At 59.5% G+C, this 20,912-nt stretch carries 16 protein-coding genes and 4 pseudogenes; 15 read left to right on the plus strand and 5 right to left on the minus strand.

The features are described 5' to 3' along the window. Positions 1-30 precede the first annotated feature (30 nt). Together IPP88_10025 and IPP88_10030 are read right to left on the minus strand one after the other, a co-directional pair. Positions 31-1,181: pseudogene (locus tag IPP88_10025) on the minus strand (helix-turn-helix transcriptional regulator). A 380-nt stretch (positions 1,182-1,561) separates the two neighbouring features. Then, the gene (locus tag IPP88_10030) at positions 1,562-1,831 is read right to left on the minus strand and encodes a hypothetical protein (GenBank protein MBL0123033.1); all 270 of its coding nucleotides are present in this window, start codon (positions 1,829-1,831) and stop codon (positions 1,562-1,564) included. Between the two features lie 678 nt (positions 1,832-2,509). Between IPP88_10030 and IPP88_10035 the strand changes: the two genes are divergently transcribed. Further along, entirely contained in the window at positions 2,510-2,782 is a 273-nt protein-coding gene (locus IPP88_10035) for a transposase (GenBank protein ID MBL0123034.1), read from the plus strand. Between the two features lie 543 nt (positions 2,783-3,325). On the opposite strand, the pseudogene IPP88_10040 reads toward IPP88_10035, so the two are convergent. Continuing rightward, a pseudogene (locus IPP88_10040) lies at positions 3,326-3,698 on the minus strand (nuclear transport factor 2 family protein). Positions 3,699-3,919: 221 nt separating this feature from the next. Between IPP88_10040 and IPP88_10045 the strand changes: the two are divergent. The 9 genes from IPP88_10045 to IPP88_10085 all read left to right on the plus strand — a co-directional run bounded on the left by IPP88_10045 (position 3,920) and on the right by IPP88_10085 (position 11,319). After that, complete coding sequence (locus tag IPP88_10045) at positions 3,920-4,216, plus strand: hypothetical protein (GenBank protein ID MBL0123035.1); 297 nt, start codon at positions 3,920-3,922, stop codon at positions 4,214-4,216. Further along, positions 4,126-4,545: a hypothetical protein gene (locus IPP88_10050; GenBank protein MBL0123036.1), complete on the plus strand. Its 420-nt coding sequence runs from the start codon at positions 4,126-4,128 to the stop codon at positions 4,543-4,545. Before IPP88_10045 ends, IPP88_10050 begins: the two co-directional genes overlap by 91 nt. A 245-nt stretch (positions 4,546-4,790) precedes the next feature. Then, positions 4,791-5,546, plus strand: a complete 756-nt coding sequence (locus IPP88_10055) for an FAD binding domain-containing protein (GenBank protein ID MBL0123037.1) — start codon at positions 4,791-4,793, stop codon at positions 5,544-5,546. A gap of 10 nt (positions 5,547-5,556) precedes the next feature. Next, positions 5,557-6,045 (plus strand): (2Fe-2S)-binding protein, encoded by a 489-nt coding sequence (locus IPP88_10060; GenBank protein ID MBL0123038.1) that lies wholly within the window; start codon positions 5,557-5,559, stop codon positions 6,043-6,045. Between the two features lie 16 nt (positions 6,046-6,061). Next, positions 6,062-7,654, plus strand: coding sequence for a xanthine dehydrogenase family protein molybdopterin-binding subunit (locus tag IPP88_10065; protein ID MBL0123039.1), 1,593 nt, complete (start codon positions 6,062-6,064; stop codon positions 7,652-7,654). Between the two features lie 141 nt (positions 7,655-7,795). Continuing rightward, positions 7,796-8,470, plus strand: coding sequence for a molybdopterin-dependent oxidoreductase (locus IPP88_10070; GenBank protein ID MBL0123040.1), 675 nt, complete (start codon positions 7,796-7,798; stop codon positions 8,468-8,470). A 2-nt stretch (positions 8,471-8,472) separates the two neighbouring features. Next, positions 8,473-9,537: a TIGR03617 family F420-dependent LLM class oxidoreductase gene (locus IPP88_10075; GenBank protein ID MBL0123041.1), complete on the plus strand. Its 1,065-nt coding sequence runs from the start codon at positions 8,473-8,475 to the stop codon at positions 9,535-9,537. A gap of 13 nt (positions 9,538-9,550) precedes the next feature. Further along, on the plus strand, positions 9,551-10,003 hold the full coding sequence (locus tag IPP88_10080; protein ID MBL0123042.1) for a VOC family protein: 453 nt from the start codon (positions 9,551-9,553) through the stop codon (positions 10,001-10,003). 44 nt (positions 10,004-10,047) lie between these two features. Then, a complete protein-coding gene (locus IPP88_10085; protein ID MBL0123043.1) occupies positions 10,048-11,319 on the plus strand; it encodes a CoA transferase in 1,272 nt (423 codons plus the stop codon). Between the two features lie 40 nt (positions 11,320-11,359). Here the strand turns inward: IPP88_10085 and IPP88_10090 are convergent. Next, positions 11,360-13,033: pseudogene (locus IPP88_10090) on the minus strand (FAD-dependent oxidoreductase). Between the two features lie 240 nt (positions 13,034-13,273). Between IPP88_10090 and IPP88_10095 the strand changes: the two are divergent. Together IPP88_10095 and IPP88_10100 are read left to right on the plus strand one after the other, a co-directional pair. Next, positions 13,274-14,761 carry a CoA transferase gene (locus IPP88_10095; GenBank protein ID MBL0123044.1) on the plus strand — a complete coding sequence of 496 codons (1,488 nt, stop codon included), beginning with the start codon at positions 13,274-13,276 and terminating at the stop codon, positions 14,759-14,761. Further along, a complete protein-coding gene (locus tag IPP88_10100) occupies positions 14,643-16,046 on the plus strand; it encodes an amidohydrolase family protein (protein ID MBL0123045.1) in 1,404 nt (467 codons plus the stop codon). Before IPP88_10095 ends, IPP88_10100 begins: the two co-directional genes overlap by 119 nt. A 23-nt stretch (positions 16,047-16,069) precedes the next feature. Here IPP88_10100 and IPP88_10105 read toward each other — a convergent pair. Beyond that, a pseudogene (locus IPP88_10105) lies at positions 16,070-16,852 on the minus strand (SDR family oxidoreductase). A gap of 363 nt (positions 16,853-17,215) precedes the next feature. Between IPP88_10105 and IPP88_10110 the strand changes: the two are divergent. The 3 genes from IPP88_10110 (at position 17,216) to IPP88_10120 (ending at position 20,035) form a co-directional block, all read left to right on the plus strand. Next, on the plus strand, positions 17,216-18,172 hold the full coding sequence (locus IPP88_10110) for a serine hydrolase (GenBank protein MBL0123046.1): 957 nt from the start codon (positions 17,216-17,218) through the stop codon (positions 18,170-18,172). Beyond that, a complete protein-coding gene (locus IPP88_10115; protein ID MBL0123047.1) occupies positions 18,111-18,479 on the plus strand; it encodes a serine hydrolase in 369 nt (122 codons plus the stop codon). Before IPP88_10110 ends, IPP88_10115 begins: the two co-directional genes overlap by 62 nt. Before the next feature lie 602 nt (positions 18,480-19,081). Then, positions 19,082-20,035: an MBL fold metallo-hydrolase gene (locus IPP88_10120; protein ID MBL0123048.1), complete on the plus strand. Its 954-nt coding sequence runs from the start codon at positions 19,082-19,084 to the stop codon at positions 20,033-20,035. Positions 20,036-20,912: the final 877 nt, after the last annotated feature.

Consider the following 20,912-nt stretch of genomic DNA (forward strand, 5'->3'; position numbering starts at 1 on the left):
TCCTTTTACTTCTGTAACAGCCCAGCATTCCTACCGGATGGCGGCTACGCTGTTCAGCATGAGAGTCACCAGAGTCGTTTGTCGCTTTACCCCAGTCTTAGAAAAGATCGCGCGCAGGTGTGCGCGTATGGTGTTCTTGCGAATTTCCAGCGCCTCGGCCGCCTCATCCAGCGTCATGCCGTCTGCGAGCAGCAACGCCAGCCTGGCTTCCGCCGGGGTCAGGTCGAATAGCTGCTTGACCAACTCAAAGGAAGGCTGAGAACTTTGTTCGGGATCGCGGACAAACACCACAACAGCAGGACGGTGCGGCCCCTCGGACCACTCGCCTGCCGGGATGGGGCGTATCATCAAGCCAAGCTTCGTCCGGCCCGACGGTCGAGTCAGCGAAATCGCCTCGGCAATCGCCGGCGTGTCGGCTGGCATTTCCAGCATCTGCCTTATCAGACGCTGCAGTTCCCGGTCCTCAACGCGATATTCGGCACTCAGCCGGCCCCGATTGGTACTGATCCCGTCCTTATCGCCCAGGATCCTCTCTGCGATGCTATTGATACGCATGATGGCGCCCATTTCATCTAGCATCACGGTGCCGACCAGCATACTGTCCATAGTCGTGGAATAGAGTTTCATTTCGACTTCCATCAGCCCCATGCGCGAATGCAGATTCACGGCACGCTTGAAATGCGCTATCAGCGCCTGGCAGAACGCCTTGTCTGCGGCCGAGAAATCCCTCAGCCTCAGGCGGTCTCGTCATGCGCAGACGGACCTCGGTTCCGCGCCTCGGCATCGATATCGGCACCGAGGATGTAGCGGATCTCGTTCGGCTCGAGGTATTGCTTGAAGAATTCTCCGTTGAGCCATTGTGCCGGCTCGATTATCTCGTCTATGGTCACCGGCTTGTCGCGCGGCAGACCGACGAATGGATCCAGCGAGAACACGGAAAACCGCTTGTAAGACGAATCGTAGAGTTCCGGTCCCTTGCCACCATCACGTATCACAAGCGCGGTCAGGTTGGCTGCCGCGGGACGCAATATCATCGTGACCCAATTCGCATTGAGATAGGTTCGCAGACGCGTCAGGGCGCTGCCCCAGGGTATGGCTTCCATGGGTCCCTGGTAAATCAGCCCCAGCAACTCACAGAGCTGTTCAGGTGTCATCCGCATGTCTGCCAGCAGATACGCCATTCCGTCAGTTCCGGATAGCGCGTCGCGCGTCGCCTTGCTACGCTTGATCATATCAATAGCAGCCATGCGGTCTCTCCTTCTCCCACCCAAGAACAAGAACAAAGTGCGCCCGGCATGTCCTGCTCTCTGCGCGCAACTTGTCCAAGTCAGGAAGCGTAAGCAAGAACGCTGACAAACGCAAGCTTTGACATTGCCGGCGAGAAGTTGTCCCATGACCAACCACCTCCTGACCGCACGCGAACGCGGGTCTGGTCTGGTCTGTGGCAGCATGGACCTACGAGCCGGGCGTGCGACATGCCCAACGGTCAGGCAGCGTCCGATTAAGCAGTCTGATATATGACCTCAATCCCAACTTTTCACCTGCGGCGGCAGAAAGGCCGCTACCGCGCCGCCACTGCACCAACCAACTTCAGGAAGACCAAGGAATAGCTTCTCGCCACGTCGGGCAGAGAATCCGTCATATGCGTTGCAAACATCGCCATCACGATGGCAACCGGCTGCATGCGGCCCACCACGCGACCAAATACCAAGGGCCGCAAATTCGTGCCCGGATCGTGCCCAAGGCCGGTACGAAGGCGGCGGAGGCCTGGCCCACCGATACAGCAGCCAGCACTTGACGCAGAAAACCTGAGTACGGTCAGTACCAGCAACGGCACTCCAGCCAAGAGCTGCGGCAAGATAATCGCTGTTTCGGATTGATCCGGCCAGCAAGCATACTGAACAGTAGATTGCCGCTCACGCCGGCGACGGAAATCACCGATACTAAGTAGTGGTGCCGCTTAGCCGTGCTCCAGCAAAGAGGCACCATCTTCGCCAGTACCGCAGTAAGGTGGCCGACTATTAGGCAGACTGCCAGGGAAAATGCGCCGAAAGGTTCATTCCGCTGCAGGTTCGGGATCTCGCCATCGGTTGGCGTGGTCGCCAGCCGTCGCTTCCGAACGGGAACCCCAGCGGGCTCAATCCCAGGCTACGTGCGCAGGTTTTTCACCAGGTCAAGATCAGCGCCAGAATAGACACAGCACGGTACGCGCCGCAACTGGTCACGCTCGGAACATCGCGGCCTATCGAATGAGAAGCTAAAGCCTGATTTTGCGCTTTGGTAGTGCGACCGCCTTACACCTTGTCACCAGCGCTATCACCGCGAAATGAAGTCGGCGTGTTTGAAGCCCGGTGGAAAGCCGGGTTGGCGGAGTATGACGATCTTGAAGGCATCGCCTGGCGATGGCAGAGTATCGACGGGGCAATGATGAAAGCGCCACTGGCTCAAGAAGCTGTCGGGCGCAACCCGACGGATCGGGGGAAAAAATGGGAGCAAGCGACACCTGCTGGTGGACGGTCGTGGCGTCCCGCTGTCGATCATCGTGACCGGAGCCAACCGACATGATGTCAGTCAGTTGGAAGCCGTTCTGGAGAGCATTGTCGTCAAGCGTTCCGATCCGCCTGAGCGGCGTAGCAAGCACCTATGCGCCGATGCGGGCTATAACGGCGCGCCAGCGCTCGGCATCATTGAAAAGCGCGGCTACATTCCACACGTCAAAGGGCGACACGGGAAGCCAAAGAGAAACGCCGTCGTCCGACGAAGCGAGCCGGAGGTGGATTAGAGGTCGCACATAGCTGGTTCAACGCTTTCGCAAGTTCGCTCGTGCGGTATGAGAAACTTGAACGCAGTTTCCTCGGTACTCAACCATCTTGCCGCAGCGATCATCGCGTTTAGGAAAATCAAATTAACCATAAATATTATTTACGGATAGTTCTAAGTAGTGGTGCCTGCTTTGGCGTTAGGCCGTGCTCCTCAGCAAAAGAGGCACCATATTCGCCAGTACCGCAGTAAAGGTGGCCACTATTACGCAGACTGCCAGGAAAATGCGCCAAGAAAGGTTCATTCCGCTGCAGGTTCGGTATCTCGCCATCGGTTGGCGTGGTCGCCATCCGTCGCTCGGGCATGAATTTCCTCGGAACCCCAGCGGGCTACAATCCCAGGCTACGTGGGCGGTTTTTCACCACGTCAAGATCGGCGCCAGAATAGACAACAGCACGGTACGCGCCGCAACTGCAGCTCGGAACATCGCGGCCTATCGAATGAGAAGATAAAGCCCGATTTTGCTGCTTGTCGCAAGCCTTACACCTTGTCACGCCAGACCTCATCAACTCGAAATGAAGTCGTCGGGTCCCCAGAAGGCACGCATCGATGTGATCCTGCATTCCTTGTCGAAGCTCATGACGTCGATCACGCGCACAGTCGCCGGTCCGCTCGGCAAGTTCAGCTTGACGTCGAAGGCCATGGCGGCGGCATTACCTCGAGAGCCGCGCATCGGCGCTACCAACTCCAGTCGGCCCCCGGTCTCGATCGCCGTGGCGTAGAACTGGCGCAAGGCTTCCTTGCCCTGATGAAGGGGCGTGCCAACCGGATCCTCGGCGCTTGCATTGTCGGCATAGAGCGCCAGCACCTTCGAGGTCGCCGCCGTTGAAACGGTCGATATCATGCATGGCCGCTTTCATGGCAGATGTGCCCGGCATCGAATTCTCCCCTGTTTGAACAACTGCTGAATAGCTGCAGTAGCTATCGTCATCCGCGCTTAGCCAGGCCGCATCGTCTTCCGGGACTAGCGTCCACAACTCGCGTGATAGTCTCTACGGACGATGCCTCCCCCTGTAGTCGGTGCAAAGATGATGTGAGAGTTGGCGGCAGGCACCGGAATCGTCCCCGTCTCGATTGAAATCACTAAGCACGGCAAACCATGTCTATTGATATTAGAGAGACCTTCAAGGTCGCAGCACCCATCGACAAAGTCTGGGAGTTTCTTCTTTCCCCGGACAACATCGTCGCATGTATGCCGGGGGCATCCCTGACGGAAGTCATCGACGCCCGGCGTTTCGCCGGCGCGGTGAAAATCAAGATCGGCGCCGTGAGCGCCCAATACCAGGGACAATTACCTATCAGGCATTGGACAAGAATGCCTACACAATGCAATTGCTGGCCGAGGGCAGTGAGCGCGGCGGCGGCACAGTCTGCGGCACCATCGCGACGCAGCTAGGTGCGCTGGCTGACGGCAGTGGCACCGAGGTTCGCTGCAACTCCAGCGTGGACCTCACCGGCCGTATTGTCCAGGTCGGTCGCGGCATGATAGAGGGTGTATCGGCGCAGATCATCAAGAAGTACGTCGCGAATCTACGTGCGCGACTCGAGATGCCGACCGAGCAGTCGCCGGCATCCACCGTCACAGAGGCAGGGGCGGTTCCAATTGTGCCGGCAGCACCTCAACTCGTGCCGCCCAAGGAAGATTCGATCGACATTGTCGCAGTATTACTTACGGTGTTCTGGAACGGTCTGCGCAATTTCGTCCGGCGCCTATTCGGACGCTGAGCCGATAAGGGCGTTAGTCCGTTTGGACGTTGGTCGGGCGGCGGCCCGAGTGTGATTATTGGATTTAAAATTCAGGGCAGACGCTGCCCATTTCCTTTTGAAGCTGACCGACAGTGAATTCACCATGAAGCCGGCACCCTTTGACTACCTCGCCCCGGAAACAATAGGCGAGGCCGTGGCACTACTCGAGCGCTTTTTGACAATGAGGGGCGGACGCCAAGATCATTGCCGGGGGGCAGAGCCTAATGCCCATGCTGGCCATGCGCATTGCTCGCCCCAAGGTACTGATCGACTTGCGCCGTATCGCCGACCTCGATTATCTTCGCGAAGAGGAAGGTATCATCGCAATCGGCGCCATGGCTAGCAAACGCAGTGCCGAAGACTCGGACATGATCAAAGACCGGCAGCCGCTCTTCCATGCCGCAACGAAGTTAATCGGGCATCGTCAGATCCGCAACCGCGGGTCTGTTGGCGGTTCTTTCGCGCATGCCGATCCGTCCTCCGAATACCCTGCAGTAGCTCTGGTGCTGGACATGCAGATGAAAGCCATCGGGCCGGCCGGCGAGCGACTTATCCCAGCGGACGAGTTCTTCGTCACCTACATGACCACCAGCCTGGAAGCCAGCGAGATCCTGACCGAGGTGCGCATGCCGGTGCTGCCCGAAGGAACGGGCTGGGCGATCCAGGAATTCGCGCGGCGCAATGGCGACTTGGCCTTGGCTGGCGTCGCCCTGACCTTGCGTCTGGACAAGGGCCTCTGCCACCAAGTGCGCATGGCGGCTTTCGGAGTTAACCCGACCGCAGTGCGCCTGTCCGCAGGCGAAGCCGCACTCGAGGGCCAGGCACCTAGCACAGCGGCCTTTGCTCGCGCTGCTGCGGCGGCAGCCGACGCACTCGACGAACCCATGTCCTGCATCCATGCCCCCGGCGAATACCGCCGCCACCTGGTGAAAACACTGGCAGAGCGCTGTCTCGTCGAAGCCGCTGGCCGCGCCCATTAGGAAATTGAGCATGACTACCAAGCAACGCATCAACATCAAGGTGAACGGCAAGGCCTATGAGCGCGACGTCGAACCGCGCCTGACCCTGGCCGACTTTCTGCGCCACGACCTGCACTTGGGCGGTACCCACGTCGGCTGTGAGCACGGCATTTGCGGTGTATGTAACGTATTGATCGACGGCCGCTCTGCCCGCTCCTGCCTGACCCTGGCGGTACAGATGGATGGTGCCCAAGTGACGACCGTGGAAGGTCTGCGCAATCGCCAAACCGGTCAATTGCATCCGATCCAGCAGGCCTTCGTCGATGCGCACGGACTGCAGTGCGGATTCTGCACACCGGGCTTTCTGATGACCACGCTGGAACTGCTTGGCGAAAACCCGAATCCCTCGGAAGATGAGATCAAGGAAGCCTTGGGCGGCAACCTCTGCCGCTGCACTGGCTACGAAAGCATCCTCGCCTCGGTGCGCCTGGCGGCCGAGCGCATGCGCGCCAGCGCCTGATCTGCAAGGGCAATATATGGCTATCGACAATTCCACGCTGCCGGAACACATTCGCAGCGGCGCAACCCGGTTCATCGGCAAGGACGTCAAGCGCGTCGAGGATCCGGCCCTGGTGTCGGGTACGGTAGAGTTCATCGACAACATGGAGATGCCCGGCATGCTGCATTGCGCGATATTGCGCAGCCCGCATCCGCATGCCCGAGTGCTCAAGGTCGACACTAGCGCAGCAGAGGCACTCGAAGGCGTAACCGCCGTGCTCACCGGCGAGGACGCCAAGCTATGGACCAACCCCGCCTACACCGCGCCAGAGGGATGGGGCGCATACTGTCTGGCCGTTGACAAGGTGCGCTTTGTCGGTGAGCCTGTGGCCGCCGTTGCTGCGGATAGCCGCTACATCGCTGAGGATGCACTCGAACTGATCCGCGTGGAATACGATCTGCTACCGCCACTAGCGACCCCGCAAGCGGCCATGGCGACCGGAGCGCCCATACTCTTCGAAGCGCACGGCAGCAACGTTGTGCAGAGTCGTATTTACAACTGGGGCGAGGTGGATCGGATTTTTGCTGAAGCCGACCACGTCGTCAGCAACAGCTTCCGCTGGAACCGCGTCGGCGCCAATCCGACCGAGACTTTCGGCTGCATCGCCCAGTGGGACCTCGCCGAGAACAGCCTGACCGTCCACGGGTCGTACCAGACACCCCGTTTCTGGGTGGCCGCTCGCGCCATGGCGCTCAACCTGGCCAGCAACAAGGTGCGTATCGTCAGCCATCCCATGGGCGGCTCCTTCGGCGGCAAGGGTGGTCCGCGCGGCACCGATATCACAGCCCTGCTCTCACGCAAGAGCGAAGGCCGGCCGGTCAAGTACATCGAAGACCGCATGGAATACCTGATAGCAGGCTTCAGCCAGTCCTGGGACCGGCACTACGAGGCCGCGCTAGCGGTGAAAGCGGACGGCACCGTGACCGGCTTCAAGGTCCGGCTAATCGACGACCAAGGCGCCGGCACCGAGGGCTGGGGCACTATTTCGGTGGCCAAGCCGCTGGCAGCCTTCACTGGACCCTACCGCATCGAAGCGGCGCAGTACGATACGCTCCTGATTGCCACCAACCGCGCACCCACGGGCGCCTACCGAGGCTACGGTCCGCCACCACATTTCCTCGTGCTCGAGTCGCTGATGGACATGACGGCGCGCAAGCTGGGCATGGATCCCGTAGAACTGCGGCGTTACAACTATATCCGTCCCGAACAGTTTCCCTACACGACGCCCGCCGGCAACGTAATACGACAGCGGCAATTACGAAGCGGTGCTGGACAAGCTGCTGGCCATGGCCGACTACCGCGCCCTGCGCGAAGAGCAGATCCAAGCGCGCGCTCAAGGACGACTGATAGGCATAGGCGTGGCGAGCACAGTCGAGCCCGGCGTATTCGACTGGAACGCCTACGCTACGGTTGGCGTTCAGGAATAAAGTGCCCGAGGGTGTCAAGCTGGCCTTCGATGTCTTTGGCAATCTCACCATCGTCGTCGGTTTTACCTTGCAGGGCCAGGGCCAATACACCGTCGCCGCCCAGGTCGCGGCCGACTATTGGGGCATGGACTACAACGCGGTGAAGGTGACGACGGCCGCGACCGACGCCACCCCGCCCCATTTCGGCCCAGGCGGCAGCCGTCTCGGCGTGGCCATTACTGGCGCTATACTGGGCGCCAGCCAAAAAACTCGATGAGCTGTTCTGCCGGGTCGTCGCCCACGTCATGCAGACCCAACCTGACCAGGTCGAATTGATGGAGGGACGCCTGCGCCTGAAACAGAATCCGACTGCGGGCATGAGCGTGGCCGAGGTAGCTGGCTTGATGCTGTCGCGCGCCGACCTGCTGCCGCCCGGCGTCGAACCCTGCCCCGAGGCGACCTACGTGTGGACTGCTCCGGATCGCAACATGCCCGACGAGGAAGGCCGCTGCCGCTCCTACCTGACGGCGGCAAACGCCACGCATCTGGTGATGCTGGAAATTGATCGGGAAACCGGGCGTACCGATATCCTCAAATACTTCATCGTCGACGACTGTGGCACCCGCCTCAATCCGGGCAACCTCGAAGGCCAGTTGCAGGGCGCCCTGGCACAGGGCGTTGGCGCCGCCCTGTACGAGGAGTACGTCTATAACGATGAGGCGCAACCTCTGGTGACGACCTTCGTCGATTACTTGATCCCGACGATCCACGAGATACCGATGGCCAGGAAGGATTTCGTCGTCACTCCCTCCCCGTTCACGCCGCTGGGAGCCAAGGGCTGCGGCGAAGGTGCGATGCACACCACGCCGGCCGTGATCCACTGCGCCGTCAATGACGCGCTTGCCCCCCTGGGGCTGGAGATACGCGAGACACCGGCTTCGCCACGGCGCCTCTGGCAACTGCTGCATCAGGCGAAGTAGCCTTGCGCGTCGAAACAGGGCTGCTCGCGCCCGAAGGCGAGCAATATGCGGGACAGGGCCAGCCGCGCCTAGAGTTGGCAACGTTCGCCAGGAATGCGGCGGAACTGGAAGAACTCGGCTTCGATAACCTGTGCATGCCCGAGGCCGGGCACGATCCCTTCCTGCCGCTGGCAATCGCCGCAGAACACACGCGGCGCGTTCAGCTCGCCACCAACGTCGCCATCGCCTTTCCGCGCAGCCCCATGGTCACCGCGCAACTAGCCTGGGACCTGCAGAGCCTGTCACGCGGCCGCTTCAGCCTGGGCCTCGGAACCCAGGTCAAGGGACACAACGAACGCCGCTACAGCACGCCCTGGACCAGCGCGCCGGGGCCACGCATGCGCGACTATTTCCGCTGCCTGAAAGCGATTTTCACCAGCTTCCAGAACCCGGCCAAGCCCACCTATTTCGAAGGCGAGCACTACCGCTTCACGCTGCTGCCGCCCTTCTTCAATCCCGGCCCCAGCGAATGGCCGCAAGTACCGCTTTACACCGCGGCGGTGAATCCCTACATGGCCAGACTGGCCGGAGAACTCTGCGACGGACTGCGCCTTCACCCTGTGGCCACCTTCCGCTACACGCGCGAGGTATTGGCGCCGGCGATCGCCGAGGGCGCTGCCAGATCAGGGCGCGATTTGGCAGGCTTCGACCTGATCGGCGAGCCGTTCACTGCGCTGGGCCGCAACGAGGCGGAAGTGGCCCAGGCTCGCGAAGACGTGCGCAAGCAGATCGCCTTCTACGCCTCGACCCGTTCCTACCACCCGGTCCTCGCCCATCACGGCTGGGAGGACGTGGGCCTGGCATTGCACAGGCTCTCGATTGCCGGCGAGTGGCCGAAGATGCCCGCGCTGATCACCGATGCCATGCTCGATGAATGGGTGCTCAGCGGCACCTACGAAGAGATCGGCGACATCATCAAGGCCAAGGCGGCAGGACTCTACCGCAGCATCGTCCTGCTGTTCCCCGCCGAGGTGCGGAAGGATGCCAACCTGATGCACGAGGTCGTCAGCCGCGTGCATGACGCCTGAAGAGGAGCTAAAGATGAAGTTGCGCGGGGTTAACCGTGTGGTTATCGCGGTCAGGAATCTGGAGCAGTCGAAAAAGCTATATGCCGATATGCTAGGCGCGACGTTTCAGGATGCCCATTGGACCGGAGAACCTTTCGGTATCCATGTTGTCATTTCGTGGGATGCGGGCATTGAGCTTTGCGCCCCTATGCCGGGCCGCGAAAATGACAGCGCGGTTTCCGAATTCCTGGCGCAAAGAGGCGAAGGCATTATGAACGTTTATTTCGGCGTCGATGATGCTGATGCAGCAAAGGCGAAGGCCTCTGCTGCAGGATTTTCAACCATTCACGCCCTGGACTACACCCAAGACGAAATCGATCAGCATCTAGGGGGGCTCTTTAGCCGCTACCAAGAGTTTGTCCTCGCGTCGTCTGATCGCTGCGGATTCAATGCATCCTTGGCAAGAATCGATCAAAAAGCGAAATGACTTCTATCGCACCAACAGGAGCGAAGGCACAGATGAGAGTTCCAATGTCAGATTTTTCTACCGCACAATCAAGCGCCAATTTCGCCGACGGGCCCCTCGCCGGCCTGCGCGTCCTCGACCTGTCCACCATGCTCGCCGGCCCTTACGGCGCGACCCTGATGGGCGACCTCGGCGCCGACGTGATCAAGATCGAGTCCCACTACGGCGACGAGAGCCGCCACTTGGGACCCATGCGCGGCGACCAGCGCGGCCCGTTTCTCAGCTTGAACCGCAGCAAGCGCGACCTGGTGCTGGACCTGCAGCAGGCCGAGGCGCAGGAAGTATTTGCGCGCATCGCCACAACCGCCGACATCCTGGTCACCAATGTGCGGGAACCGGCACTGTCGAAGCTCGGCATCAACTATGAACAGGTCAAGGCGCACAAGCCGGACATCATCTGGATCCGCGTCACTGCCTTCGGCCCGGACGGCCCCTATGCCGGCCGGCCCGGCATCGACTTCCTGGCCCAGGGCTACACCGGCGTGCTGACGTTGAACGGCGATCCCGCCGGCCCGGCCGTGCGAACAGGCTTTCCGGCGGTGGACGTGATGACCTCGCTGCTCGTCGCCAACGCCGCCCTCGCCGCCCTGCGCGTACGCGACAAGACCGGCGCGGGCCAGCGCATCGAGGTATCGCTGCTCGACGCGCTGATGCACGCACAGGCGAGTTCCATCGGCACCTACCTCGCCACCGGCGACAGGCCGGTACGCACCGGCAACCGCAGCCTCTATTTCGCACCTTCCGGCGTTTACCCGACGCGCGACGGCAAGCAGGTGGTGATCACGACGCCGGGCGAGAAGTTCTTTCCCAATATCTGCCGCGCGCTCGGTACCGACTGGGACACCGACGAGCGTTTCCACGACATCGCTGCGCGGCTGAAGAACCAGGATGAACTCGACCGAGTCATGGCGGAGCGCACCAGCCCGTTCGACCGCGAAGAACTGGTGGAGCGGCTGATCGGCGCGGACGTACTGACGGCGCCGATCAACGAGGTCGAGGACGTCGTCAAGGACCCGCAGATCCTGCACAACAGGATGCTCGTACCCATCCAGCATCCTGAGCTCGGCGAGTTCACAGTCACCGGCGTCCCAATCCGCTTTTACGGCACTCCGGCCAGCGTCAAGAAGCATCCGCCCATGCTCGGCGAACACACTCGGGAAGTCCTCGCGGAAGTCGGTTACGCCGAAGCTGACATCGAGGCCTTGATGGCCAAAGGCCTGGTCGCCGACCGTCCGGAAATGCTGCGCCTGAAAGCGGCGCGGCGGGCAATAAAATAGCGGGCGCCAGGCGCCCGCTGTGTTTCGCCGTCGAGCAGATTCAGGCTTTCGCCAGGTGATTGGCGGCGCGAAAACCGAAGACCATGCCGGGACCGATGGTTGAGCCTGCGCCGGCATAGGAGCGCCCGAGGGCAGCCGCCGAATTGTTGCCGATGCAGTAGAGGCCCGGAATCGGTACCCCCGCCTCATTCACCACCTGCGCGTTTTCCGTGATTTCGGGACCGCCCTTGGTGCCGGTATCGCTGGGCCAGAGCTTGATAGCGTAGTACGGCCCTTTTTCGATCGCTACCAGGCAGGGGTTGGGCTTGACCGCCTTGTTCGCCCAATATCGATCATGAACGGTATTGCCGCGGGCAAAGTCGAGGTCAACTCCGGTCTTGGCGTATTCATTGTTCTTCTTCACGGACTGCGCCAGACCCGCCGCATCCACGCCGATCTGGCGCGCGAGCCCTTCCAGGGTATCGTCCTTGAACACGAAATCGCCCCACCACTCCTTCGGAATCTTCGCATCGGGCATGATCACGCCGGGCAGGATGGTACCGTGCGGGCAATCCTTGCGGAAGGTGGCATCGAAGATGGTGAAGGCGGGAATGGCACCGCCATTCCTGGCATGGTCTTCGTACATCGCGAGTTGGAAGCGGTCATAGGAAAGCGCCTCGTTGACAAAGCGCTTGCCCTGCTTGTTGACGACGATGAAGCCGCCCAGTCCCCGTTCGGAGAATACCGGCTGCTGTCCCTGCGGCGACATGGGCGACGTCACCGAAGGCACGCCCCAGGTCTGATTCATGTTGGCAAGCCTGGCACCGATGGCCTGGGCCGCGCGGATGGTGTCGCCGGTATTGTTCGCCTTGGGCGTGGATGCCCATTCCTGACGACTGGGCTGCGGCAGATACTTGTCGCGCATCTCCTGGTTACGCTCGAAACCTCCCGCCGCCAGGATCACGCCGCGCCTCGCACGCAAGGTGATCGGCTTGCCATCGCGGCTGGCGACCACGCCCCCGACCCGGCCGTTCTCTTGAACGAGAGATTCCAGCGGGCAATTCAGCCACAGGGGCATATTGCGCAGCGCCATCGAATAGCGCAGAGAACCTATAAGCGAATTACCCAGGCACAGGCGGCGGTCGCGCTTGGTCTTGAAGCGCCAGGGCAAATCCAAATAGTAACGGGCAAAAGTGCGGACGGTGATCCAGAGCCAGCCTGGGCCCTTGGTGGCCATGGTGTTGGCTTCGTCGACGTTCATGTTTATGCCCATCAGCGTCGAGCCCGGATGCGGCTCACGCAGCTAGATAATTCGTCACCAAGCTGGGCGCCGTCAAAAGGCTGGGGCTGCATGCTGCGACCACCGGGCGGCGCCCGGCATCTCCTGATAGTAATCCGGGTATTCGCTCTGAACCTGATAGCGAAGCGAAGTCTTCTCGTTGATATACCGAACCATCTCCGGACCGGACTCCAGATAGGCGCGGACCTTGGCATCGGTGCTTGTGTCACCCACGGCGGCCTTCAAGTAAGTGTAGGCGCTCTCGAAGTCGTCCGGCATCTGACCGTTCAGGGGGATCCACAGTACGCCACCCGAGGTGGCGGTAGTGCCGCCATACTGGTCGCTTTTCTCGATGACTAGCACCGAAAGTCCGTGGTCAGCTGCCCGCACCGCAGACAGAAGCGCCCCGCCACCCGAACCGACAACGATCACATCGAATTCCTGCTGTGTAGTCATGACCGGTTTCCTTCCACGGTTGGCGTCTTCCTCGGCGACAATGACGGGGGGCGACCTTCCTAAATATGTGCATCAACGTTTTTGCCCAACGAGCAAGACGGGTGGCGCACCGACCCAATAACTTAAGCATTCTATTGGGACGCCGGACGATGAAATCGTCTGATCGGACTAACGCTTGATCTTGCCCATGGATTTCTCTACTGTGCAGAAGTGACCTCCGACCCCGACGCGCACCAACTCATGCTTGACACCCCTTGCCGCTTGACCGGAACCGGTACCGCCAGTGACTACGCTAACGTACTCCTATCGACTTTGGCTGCAACCGTCGAGCGCAGCGATGCCCCTACCGACGCGCATCCCGCCATCGCCTGGGCCAATTGCGGACTTATGGCTCTGACCGGAAACGCTTCGGGGAACGCACAGATGTGTCCCGTGCCCCTGGCCTCATGTGCCGATGGCGTCATTAAAGCCATCAGCGCCATCGCCGGGTCCGACAGCCTGCGCTTGCCACGATCAGGGGCGGCGCTGCTGGGCGAGCGCGCGGCCATCGCAGGTCTGCAGCGGCAGGGTTCGGCCTCGCCGGGCGGCAGTTGCCGCTTGCTGCGCTGCACCGATGGCTGGCTGGCCCTGAACCTAGCCCGCACGGAGGACTGGACCTTGCTTCCGGCCTGGCTGGAAATCGATATCGAGGCCTCATGGGATACAGTCGCCGCCGCCGCCGCCGAACGGAAATCGATGCCGTTGGTTGAGCGCGGACGTCTGATGGGTCTGGCACTGGCGCCGGCCGACCCGCCAGCAGTACGATCGCCAGCCTGGTTTAAAATACATCACGCTGGAGCGGCTGTCGTGCGGCACACAGCCACCCCGCCCCTGGTCGTTGATCTCTCTGCGCTCTGGGCTGGCCCGCTCTGTGCGCATCTCCTTCTGGCGCTCGGCGCAAGAGTCATCAAGGTTGAGAGCTGGGAACGTCCCGACGGCGCGCGAAAAGGTCCGCAAGCGTTCAACGATCTGCTCAACGCCGGCAAGCAAAGCCTTGCGCTGGATTTCAGTTCCAATGCCGACAGAGCGAAGCTGCGAGAACTTCTATTGCGAGCCGACATCGTCATCGAAGGCTCTCGCCCGCGCGCTTTGCGACAACTGGGCATCGTCGCCGAGGAAATGCTGGCCGCACGACCGGGATTAAGCTGGGTGAGCATCAGCGGCTACGGGCGCGGGGAGCCGGAGGCCAACTGGGCAGCCTACGGCGACGACGCCGCAGTTGCAGCCGGCCTTTCCAGCCTGCTACTGGAACCGACCGGAGAAGCACTGATCTGTGGTGATGCCATCGCCGATCCCCTCACTGGCATGCATGCGGCGCTGGCAGCCTGGGCGAGCTATCGTGCCGGCGGTGGAAACTTGCTCATTTTCAGCCTGCGCGATATCGTGGCGCACTGTATGGGATTCTCCTGCCTCCCTCAGCTTCGGAACGGCGCGCGCGCTGGCTGTCGTGGCGCGCCCTCGTGCAAGAAGCGGGCCTCAGCGAGATCCGGCCACAGGCGCGCAACTCCGCGAGGTCGGCGCGGACGTTGGGAGCCGACACGACAGCCATCCTTGAAGAATTCGGCATTTCATGCTGATCCGGAACGCCGAAATCGATTTCAGCACAATCGTCGATCTGCGCATAGCGAACGAAGCGGTGACCGACATCGGTCAGCATCTGCAAGCGCATACTGGCGAGGTTGTGGTTGAGGCAGACGGCGCGGCACTGCTGCCAGGTCTTCTCGACCATCATCTGCATCTGGCTGCCTTGGCAAGCTCACTTGAGTCCGCAGTCTGCGGTCCGCCGCAGGTGAGGACGGCTGAAGAGCTTGCACTTAGCCTGCTCAAGAGCGCCGACGCGAACTCTGTAGACAGCGACGGATGGATACGCGGCATCGCCTACCATGAGTCGGTCGCCGGCAACATCGACAGGGACTGGATCGATCGCGTGTTACTGGCGCAGCCGGTGCGTATCCAGCATCGCAGCGGCCGCCTCTGGATCGTCAATTCCTGCGCCCTTGAGCGCCTCGGCGGCGGCGAAGATGCGCCACTGGAACGTGTCGCCGGACGCCCGACAGGACGCATCTACGATGCCGATACTTGGCTGCGCCAACGCCTTGCGCGCGAACTACCAGCCCTGCAACGTGCGAGCAAATTACTCGCAAGCTATGGCGTCACCGGCGTCACTGACGCCTCTCCAAATAATGGTCTCAGCGAAATTAGGCACTTCTCGGCCGAGCAGGCGTGCGGACACTTGCTACAGGATGTGCTCGCGCTGGGAAACGCTACGCTCGATGGCGCCGCAGGCACGTTTGCGCTACGGATAGGCGCGCGAAAGATCCATCTGCGCGAAGCTACCCTGCCCGATTTCGACATCATCTGCGCCGAAATCGATACCGCCCACGCCGCCGGCCGTGCTGTTGCGATCCATTGTGTCACGCGGGTCGAACTGGTGTTCGCGCTGACGGCCTTGGCCGAAGCCGGACATCATCGCGACGACCGCATCGAGCACGCTTCCGTCGCGCCACCGGATGTCCTGCCGCTGCTCGCTGCAGCGGGCGTCACCGTGGTTACCCAACCCAATTTTGTCTACGAGCGCGGCGACGATTACATTTCCGAGGTCGGCGAAGCGGACCGGCCCTGGCTGTATCGCTGCCAAGGAGTTCTCGACGCCGGTATTGCGCTCGCAGCCGGCACCGATGCGCCCTTCGGAGACGCCGACCCCTGGCGTGCAATGCACGCCGCAGTGACGCGGCGAACCCGCAGCGGTGCACAGATAGGCAGTTCGGAAGCTTTGTCCCCAAATCGCGCACTGGCACTATTCTTGACAGATGCGCAAGACCCAGGCGGACCGCCGCGACGTATCTCACCAAACTCGCGTGCGGACCTCTGCCTGCTTGATCGGCCCTGGCGGAATGCGCAACTCGACCTATCAGCAGTCCGCGTAAAGGCCACCTTTAAGGCAGGTCGCATGATCTGGCGCCGGCAGACCTGAGCGCCAGTGATCAGATATCGAACTAAACCGGTAAATAGTTCCGAAGCGCGACCGCCGTCCACCGACAGGCTGGCACCAGTTACGATATGAAGACTCTTCCGAAGCGAAAACAGTATGGCGTTGGCGAGTTCCACCGGCTGCCCGACGCGCCGCATGGGCACGAGTTTCGTCGCATTCTTGAGCTGCTTCTCGTCAGCCAGCATGTCAGCAGTGGCCGGCGTCTCGACGACACCCGGGATCACTACATTGCAACGTATGTTCTTGCTAGCTCCTTCGGAGGCTACGGCGCGCGAGAAGTTGATGACGGCCGCCTTGGCGGCGCTGTAGCCGGCCATCATCGGCACATCGAATAGCCCACAAATCGAGGCAACGTTGATGATGGAACCGCCAGTCCCCTGCGCCTTCATGATTTGCAGTGCCGTGCGGGCACCCCAGAAGGTACCATCGACCGTGGTGGAAAAGTTCGAATGCCAGGTCTCGGTAGTGGTTTTGTCGACCCCCCCCCAACTGAAGGCCATGGCGTTATTCACCAATATATCGAGGTGACCGTGGCGCTTGGCGGCGTCCTGAATGGCGACAACAATTTGCTCCTCCTTGCTGACGTCGGCCTGTGCCCACTCTGCCTTGCCGCCTTTGGCGCAGATCGCAGCCACGACGGATTCCAGCGGCTCCTTGCGGCGACCGCAGATGACTACTGTGGCTCCCTCCTCTGCGAAACGGTGAGCCGTCGCCTCACCGATGCCCGATCCACCGCCGGTAATAAAGGCAACCTTTGCCCAAACGACCTGCCATGACTTCTCTCCCAATTGGAAATATAGACTTGTCCTGTAGCACCGGGTAGATTATTTAGGGGATGCCCGGCTTGGCCATCGTCCGCATGGACGATGGCCATAGCATCGGCCAATGATTACAGTAAGTACATTGATTTTTTTGAGAAGGATGATTTCGACTTTCGATCTGGTGATGCCCGGTGCAGAATTGATCGCCTGTCGCGGTGGTCGCGTGGAAATCTGCCGACAGGCGAGCGCTGTTTTCTTGAACAAGCAAGGCCATGGATTAATCGTTGTTCTCGCGTCATGCACCCATTGTGACAGCGTACCAACCAGTACGTTGCCCGGCAAATACCCGAGGTGAATATGAATCTGATTTCTTTATACCGCACTGCCGCCATGTTTTTGGCATTGTTTCTTACCTGCGCTACGCTCGCACAGCCGCTCACCGCTGCGCCACCACTCGATCCTGCGCGTTTGATGCAGGGCTTTCCGCCGCCGCCGACATACCAGGTCAACATTGCTAACTGGCAAGCATATCCGCAAAAAATATGGGCCTTTCAGCACGTACGCGAGCTGTTCCCAACGCGCCTTTTGCCGCATACCGGTCCGGTGCAGCCGTTGCCACATGCATTGAAAACACTCGATGAGTTAGTAGTTTCGGCAAAAGGCGAAAGCCGTATGACATGGCCGGAAATGCTCAAAGTTACCCACACTGACGCGATTGTGGTGCTATATCACGGACGCATTATCTATGAGCGCTATTTCAACAACATGGCGCCGGAATCACGGCATCTTCTGTTTTCCGCGACAAAATCGATGGCCGGGCTGATGGCGGCGACACTGGTGAGTGAAGGCAAGCTAGATGAAAACGCGAAAGTCAGCGATATCATCCCGGAACTTGCCGAAAGCGCCTGGGCGGACGCCACAGTACGGCAGGTGATGGATATGACCGACGGCGTGGCGTTTTCAGAGAACTATACAGACCCCAAGAGTGACATCTATCGATATGCGGCGGCGATGGGCTGGGCACCACAATTCAAGAACCCTACTGACCCGGACGGCATCTTGCCAATGCTCGCAACGCTGAAAGCGCAGCGGGACGAGCGCGGTAGCGTGTTCCGCTATCACTCACCGGCGACCGACGTTGCCGCTTGGCTGGCCATGCGCGCGGCAGGACAATCTTTGACGGCATGGTTAACCGACCGGTTATGGAGCAAGCTTAGCGCCAGGAAGCCGATGGCGATTTTCTCCTCGATCGAAAGGTACCGAGGTCGCCTTCGCCAGGCTGTCCTTGTGCATCCGCGACCTTGCGCGCGTCGGACAAATGCTGCAAAAGGGCCGATACAACAATAGTCAGGTGATACCGGCAGGAGTGGTCGAGGACATTGCCCGTGGTGCCGATGCGAAAGCCTTCGAAGGCGGTGGATTCAAGACACGCAAAGGCTGGTCCTATCGCAGCCAGTGGTGGGTCAACCCAAATTTTCCGCGCTCTTTCGGCGCCCATGGTGCATTCGGCCAGTTGCTGTACGTGTTCCCGGAACACGATCTGGTGATCGCTAAGTTTGGCTCACATCCGAACCCATTGAGCTCGGTCACTGATCCGGTGCATTTCCAAGCGTTCGCCGCATTGATTCAACATCTGCAATTAAGCGTGAAGTAATTGTTCGAGAATGCTCCAAATCCAGCGCAATAAAGGACGAAACACTTACTGTTGCCTGTCTCGATTCTAATCACTACATCACGCTGTCCGCCGTTGCCGTAGCGGCTGGAAGACTGGGCGGCAAGAATACTGAAACGCGTAGCGTGTTTATTAACTTCAAGTGAGCTGCGCAAAAACGCTGTTTCTATGAATAGTGAACTATCTTCGTGTCGTGTTGGCTTTTTCACGAATCAATCGGGCCTACAACTTACGGAACGCCAACGATGCGTGCCATAGCTGGCTGAGTCAGTCGCAAAATATGAGCAAGAAACAATTGCCGCAGCGGGATACGTCCACTTTCCCGCATTGCGTGGGAAGACCGAATTGGCGAGAAGAACTCTCGGGACAAAGTTGCAATGGGACTGCAGATTCTAATCTGGATATGTAATTTGTATTACGCTGGAATTGATGGAATTACTGATTGAGTAAGGGCTCGAATGAATGACTGAACCAAAGAATGACCACTGTGAAGAACGTAGGCCCATTCTGGTATATCCGCTTGGCGGCGCACCACAAACAGGCTCATAGCTCGCCTCGTGGCGCCAGGAGTTCTATGGATACGCATGCCCATGCCGTTTGTACTGTCACACATTAATCTTTGGGCGATTGAAGATGGCAACGGCTGGGCCATCGTCGATACAGGCCTGCGGACAAGTGACACTACAGCCGCGTGGCGGAAGTTGTTTTCGGGCGCACTCGGAACGAGAGGGGCTTCGCGTGTTCTGGTCACGCACATGCATCCAGATCACATTGGCATGGCAGGTTGGTTGACACGCAAATTTAATTGTCGGCTATGGATGACACGCTTGGAATACTTGTCATGCCGAACGCTTGTTGCTGACACAGGTCGCGAGGCTCCAGAGGACGGCATACGCTTTTATGAGGCGGCTGGATGGGATGAGAATGCCATTGAGCACTACCGTACACGATTCGGCAATTTCGGAAAAATGACGCATGCTTTACCGGACAGCTATCGCCGCTTGCAAGATAGAGAATCTATTACCATTGGCGATCACCAGTGGATAGTTGTAGTGGGTAACGGCCATTCGCCCGAGCACGCCAGTTTGTATTGCCCTGATCTCAAGCTTCTGATTTCTGGTGATCAGGTGCTACCGCGAATTTCCTCAAACGTGTCGGTCTTCCCGACCGAGCCAGATGCAAACCCATTGGAAGATTGGATGGCTTCGATTGAAAAAATCAAACGCGAAGTTCCCAATGATGTGCTCGTGCTACCTGCGCATAACGAACCATTCCGTGAATTGCATGCACGACTCGATTACCTCGCGTCTAGCCAGACGAGTGCAATTGAGCGATTGCGAACTGCACTGCAGCAGCCAAAGCGCGCAGTCGATGTCTTCGATGCGCTATTCTCTCGGCAAATCGCTTTGGATGATCACACTCAACTCGGCTTGGCCACTGGCGAGAGTGTCGCCCACCTCAATTACTTGATTCATCGCGGCGAGGCCATTGCGCAACTCGATGTTGATGGTGTCGCTTGGTATCAAATTGTACGTTGACGACCTTGCCTGTTGCTACGCGGCATGGATTACCCGCGCTACGCGAGTCCTGATACCCAGCCGTTAGCGCAACACAGCATTGTTTCAGAAACGAAAATTGAAAAAAATACTGGGTACCTGTAATCGCGCACACTTGGGTAATTCAGCTCGCGAATCAACACTGATATGCATCTAAAGGACCAGGCTCCTTGTCTTGGAAACGACTCAGAAATTCAAGCGTGTAGTACTGGGCAAGACCTTCAAGGACGGAGAGCGATCCGACCGCAGAAAGGCATTGGTTGAGGCAATACGAACACCAATGACGTTTGTAGTTCCCCGCTGCACACTCCTTCCGGTCCGTCCTCAAACCCCAATCGATTGGCCAGATCGTTGTGTATTCCGATAACGTTAGTCGTGGGATAATGTTGAATGGGCCGTTAGCTCAGTTGGTTAGAGCAGAGGACTTAGCGAAGGAAGCCTACACGCGGATTCGCGCATGGCGTCTTTCAATGGGTTGCGCCAGGCAAGTTCACTCTGTCTGGACGTAGAACTTCTCAAATTCGGTGAAAGCTGTGGTGGATTTTCCGCTATGCCAATACCGAGCGAAGCCCTTCATAAGGGAACGTGTAGAGACTCGACGGGAAGGCCGAAAGGCAAGATAGAGTCCAGACCACAAACCGGAAACGGGCGACGAAAGTCGAAGTGGTATGCACAATCCTTTGGTCGAAGGTTCAGTCCTTCACGGCCCACCAGCAACGAAAATCGACCACATGGAAGTCGATTTTTTGATGTCGCATTTTTTGTTTTCATTTATCGGGGTTATCGCAGCCAGTCGTCGCTAAATGTCATTTGGCTGGTAGTATTGCAAAGGCGCTTCCCCAAAATTTCCCCAAATTTG

Source organism: Betaproteobacteria bacterium, from assembly GCA_016720925.1.
Lineage (GTDB): Bacteria > Pseudomonadota > Gammaproteobacteria > Burkholderiales > Usitatibacteraceae > UKL13-2.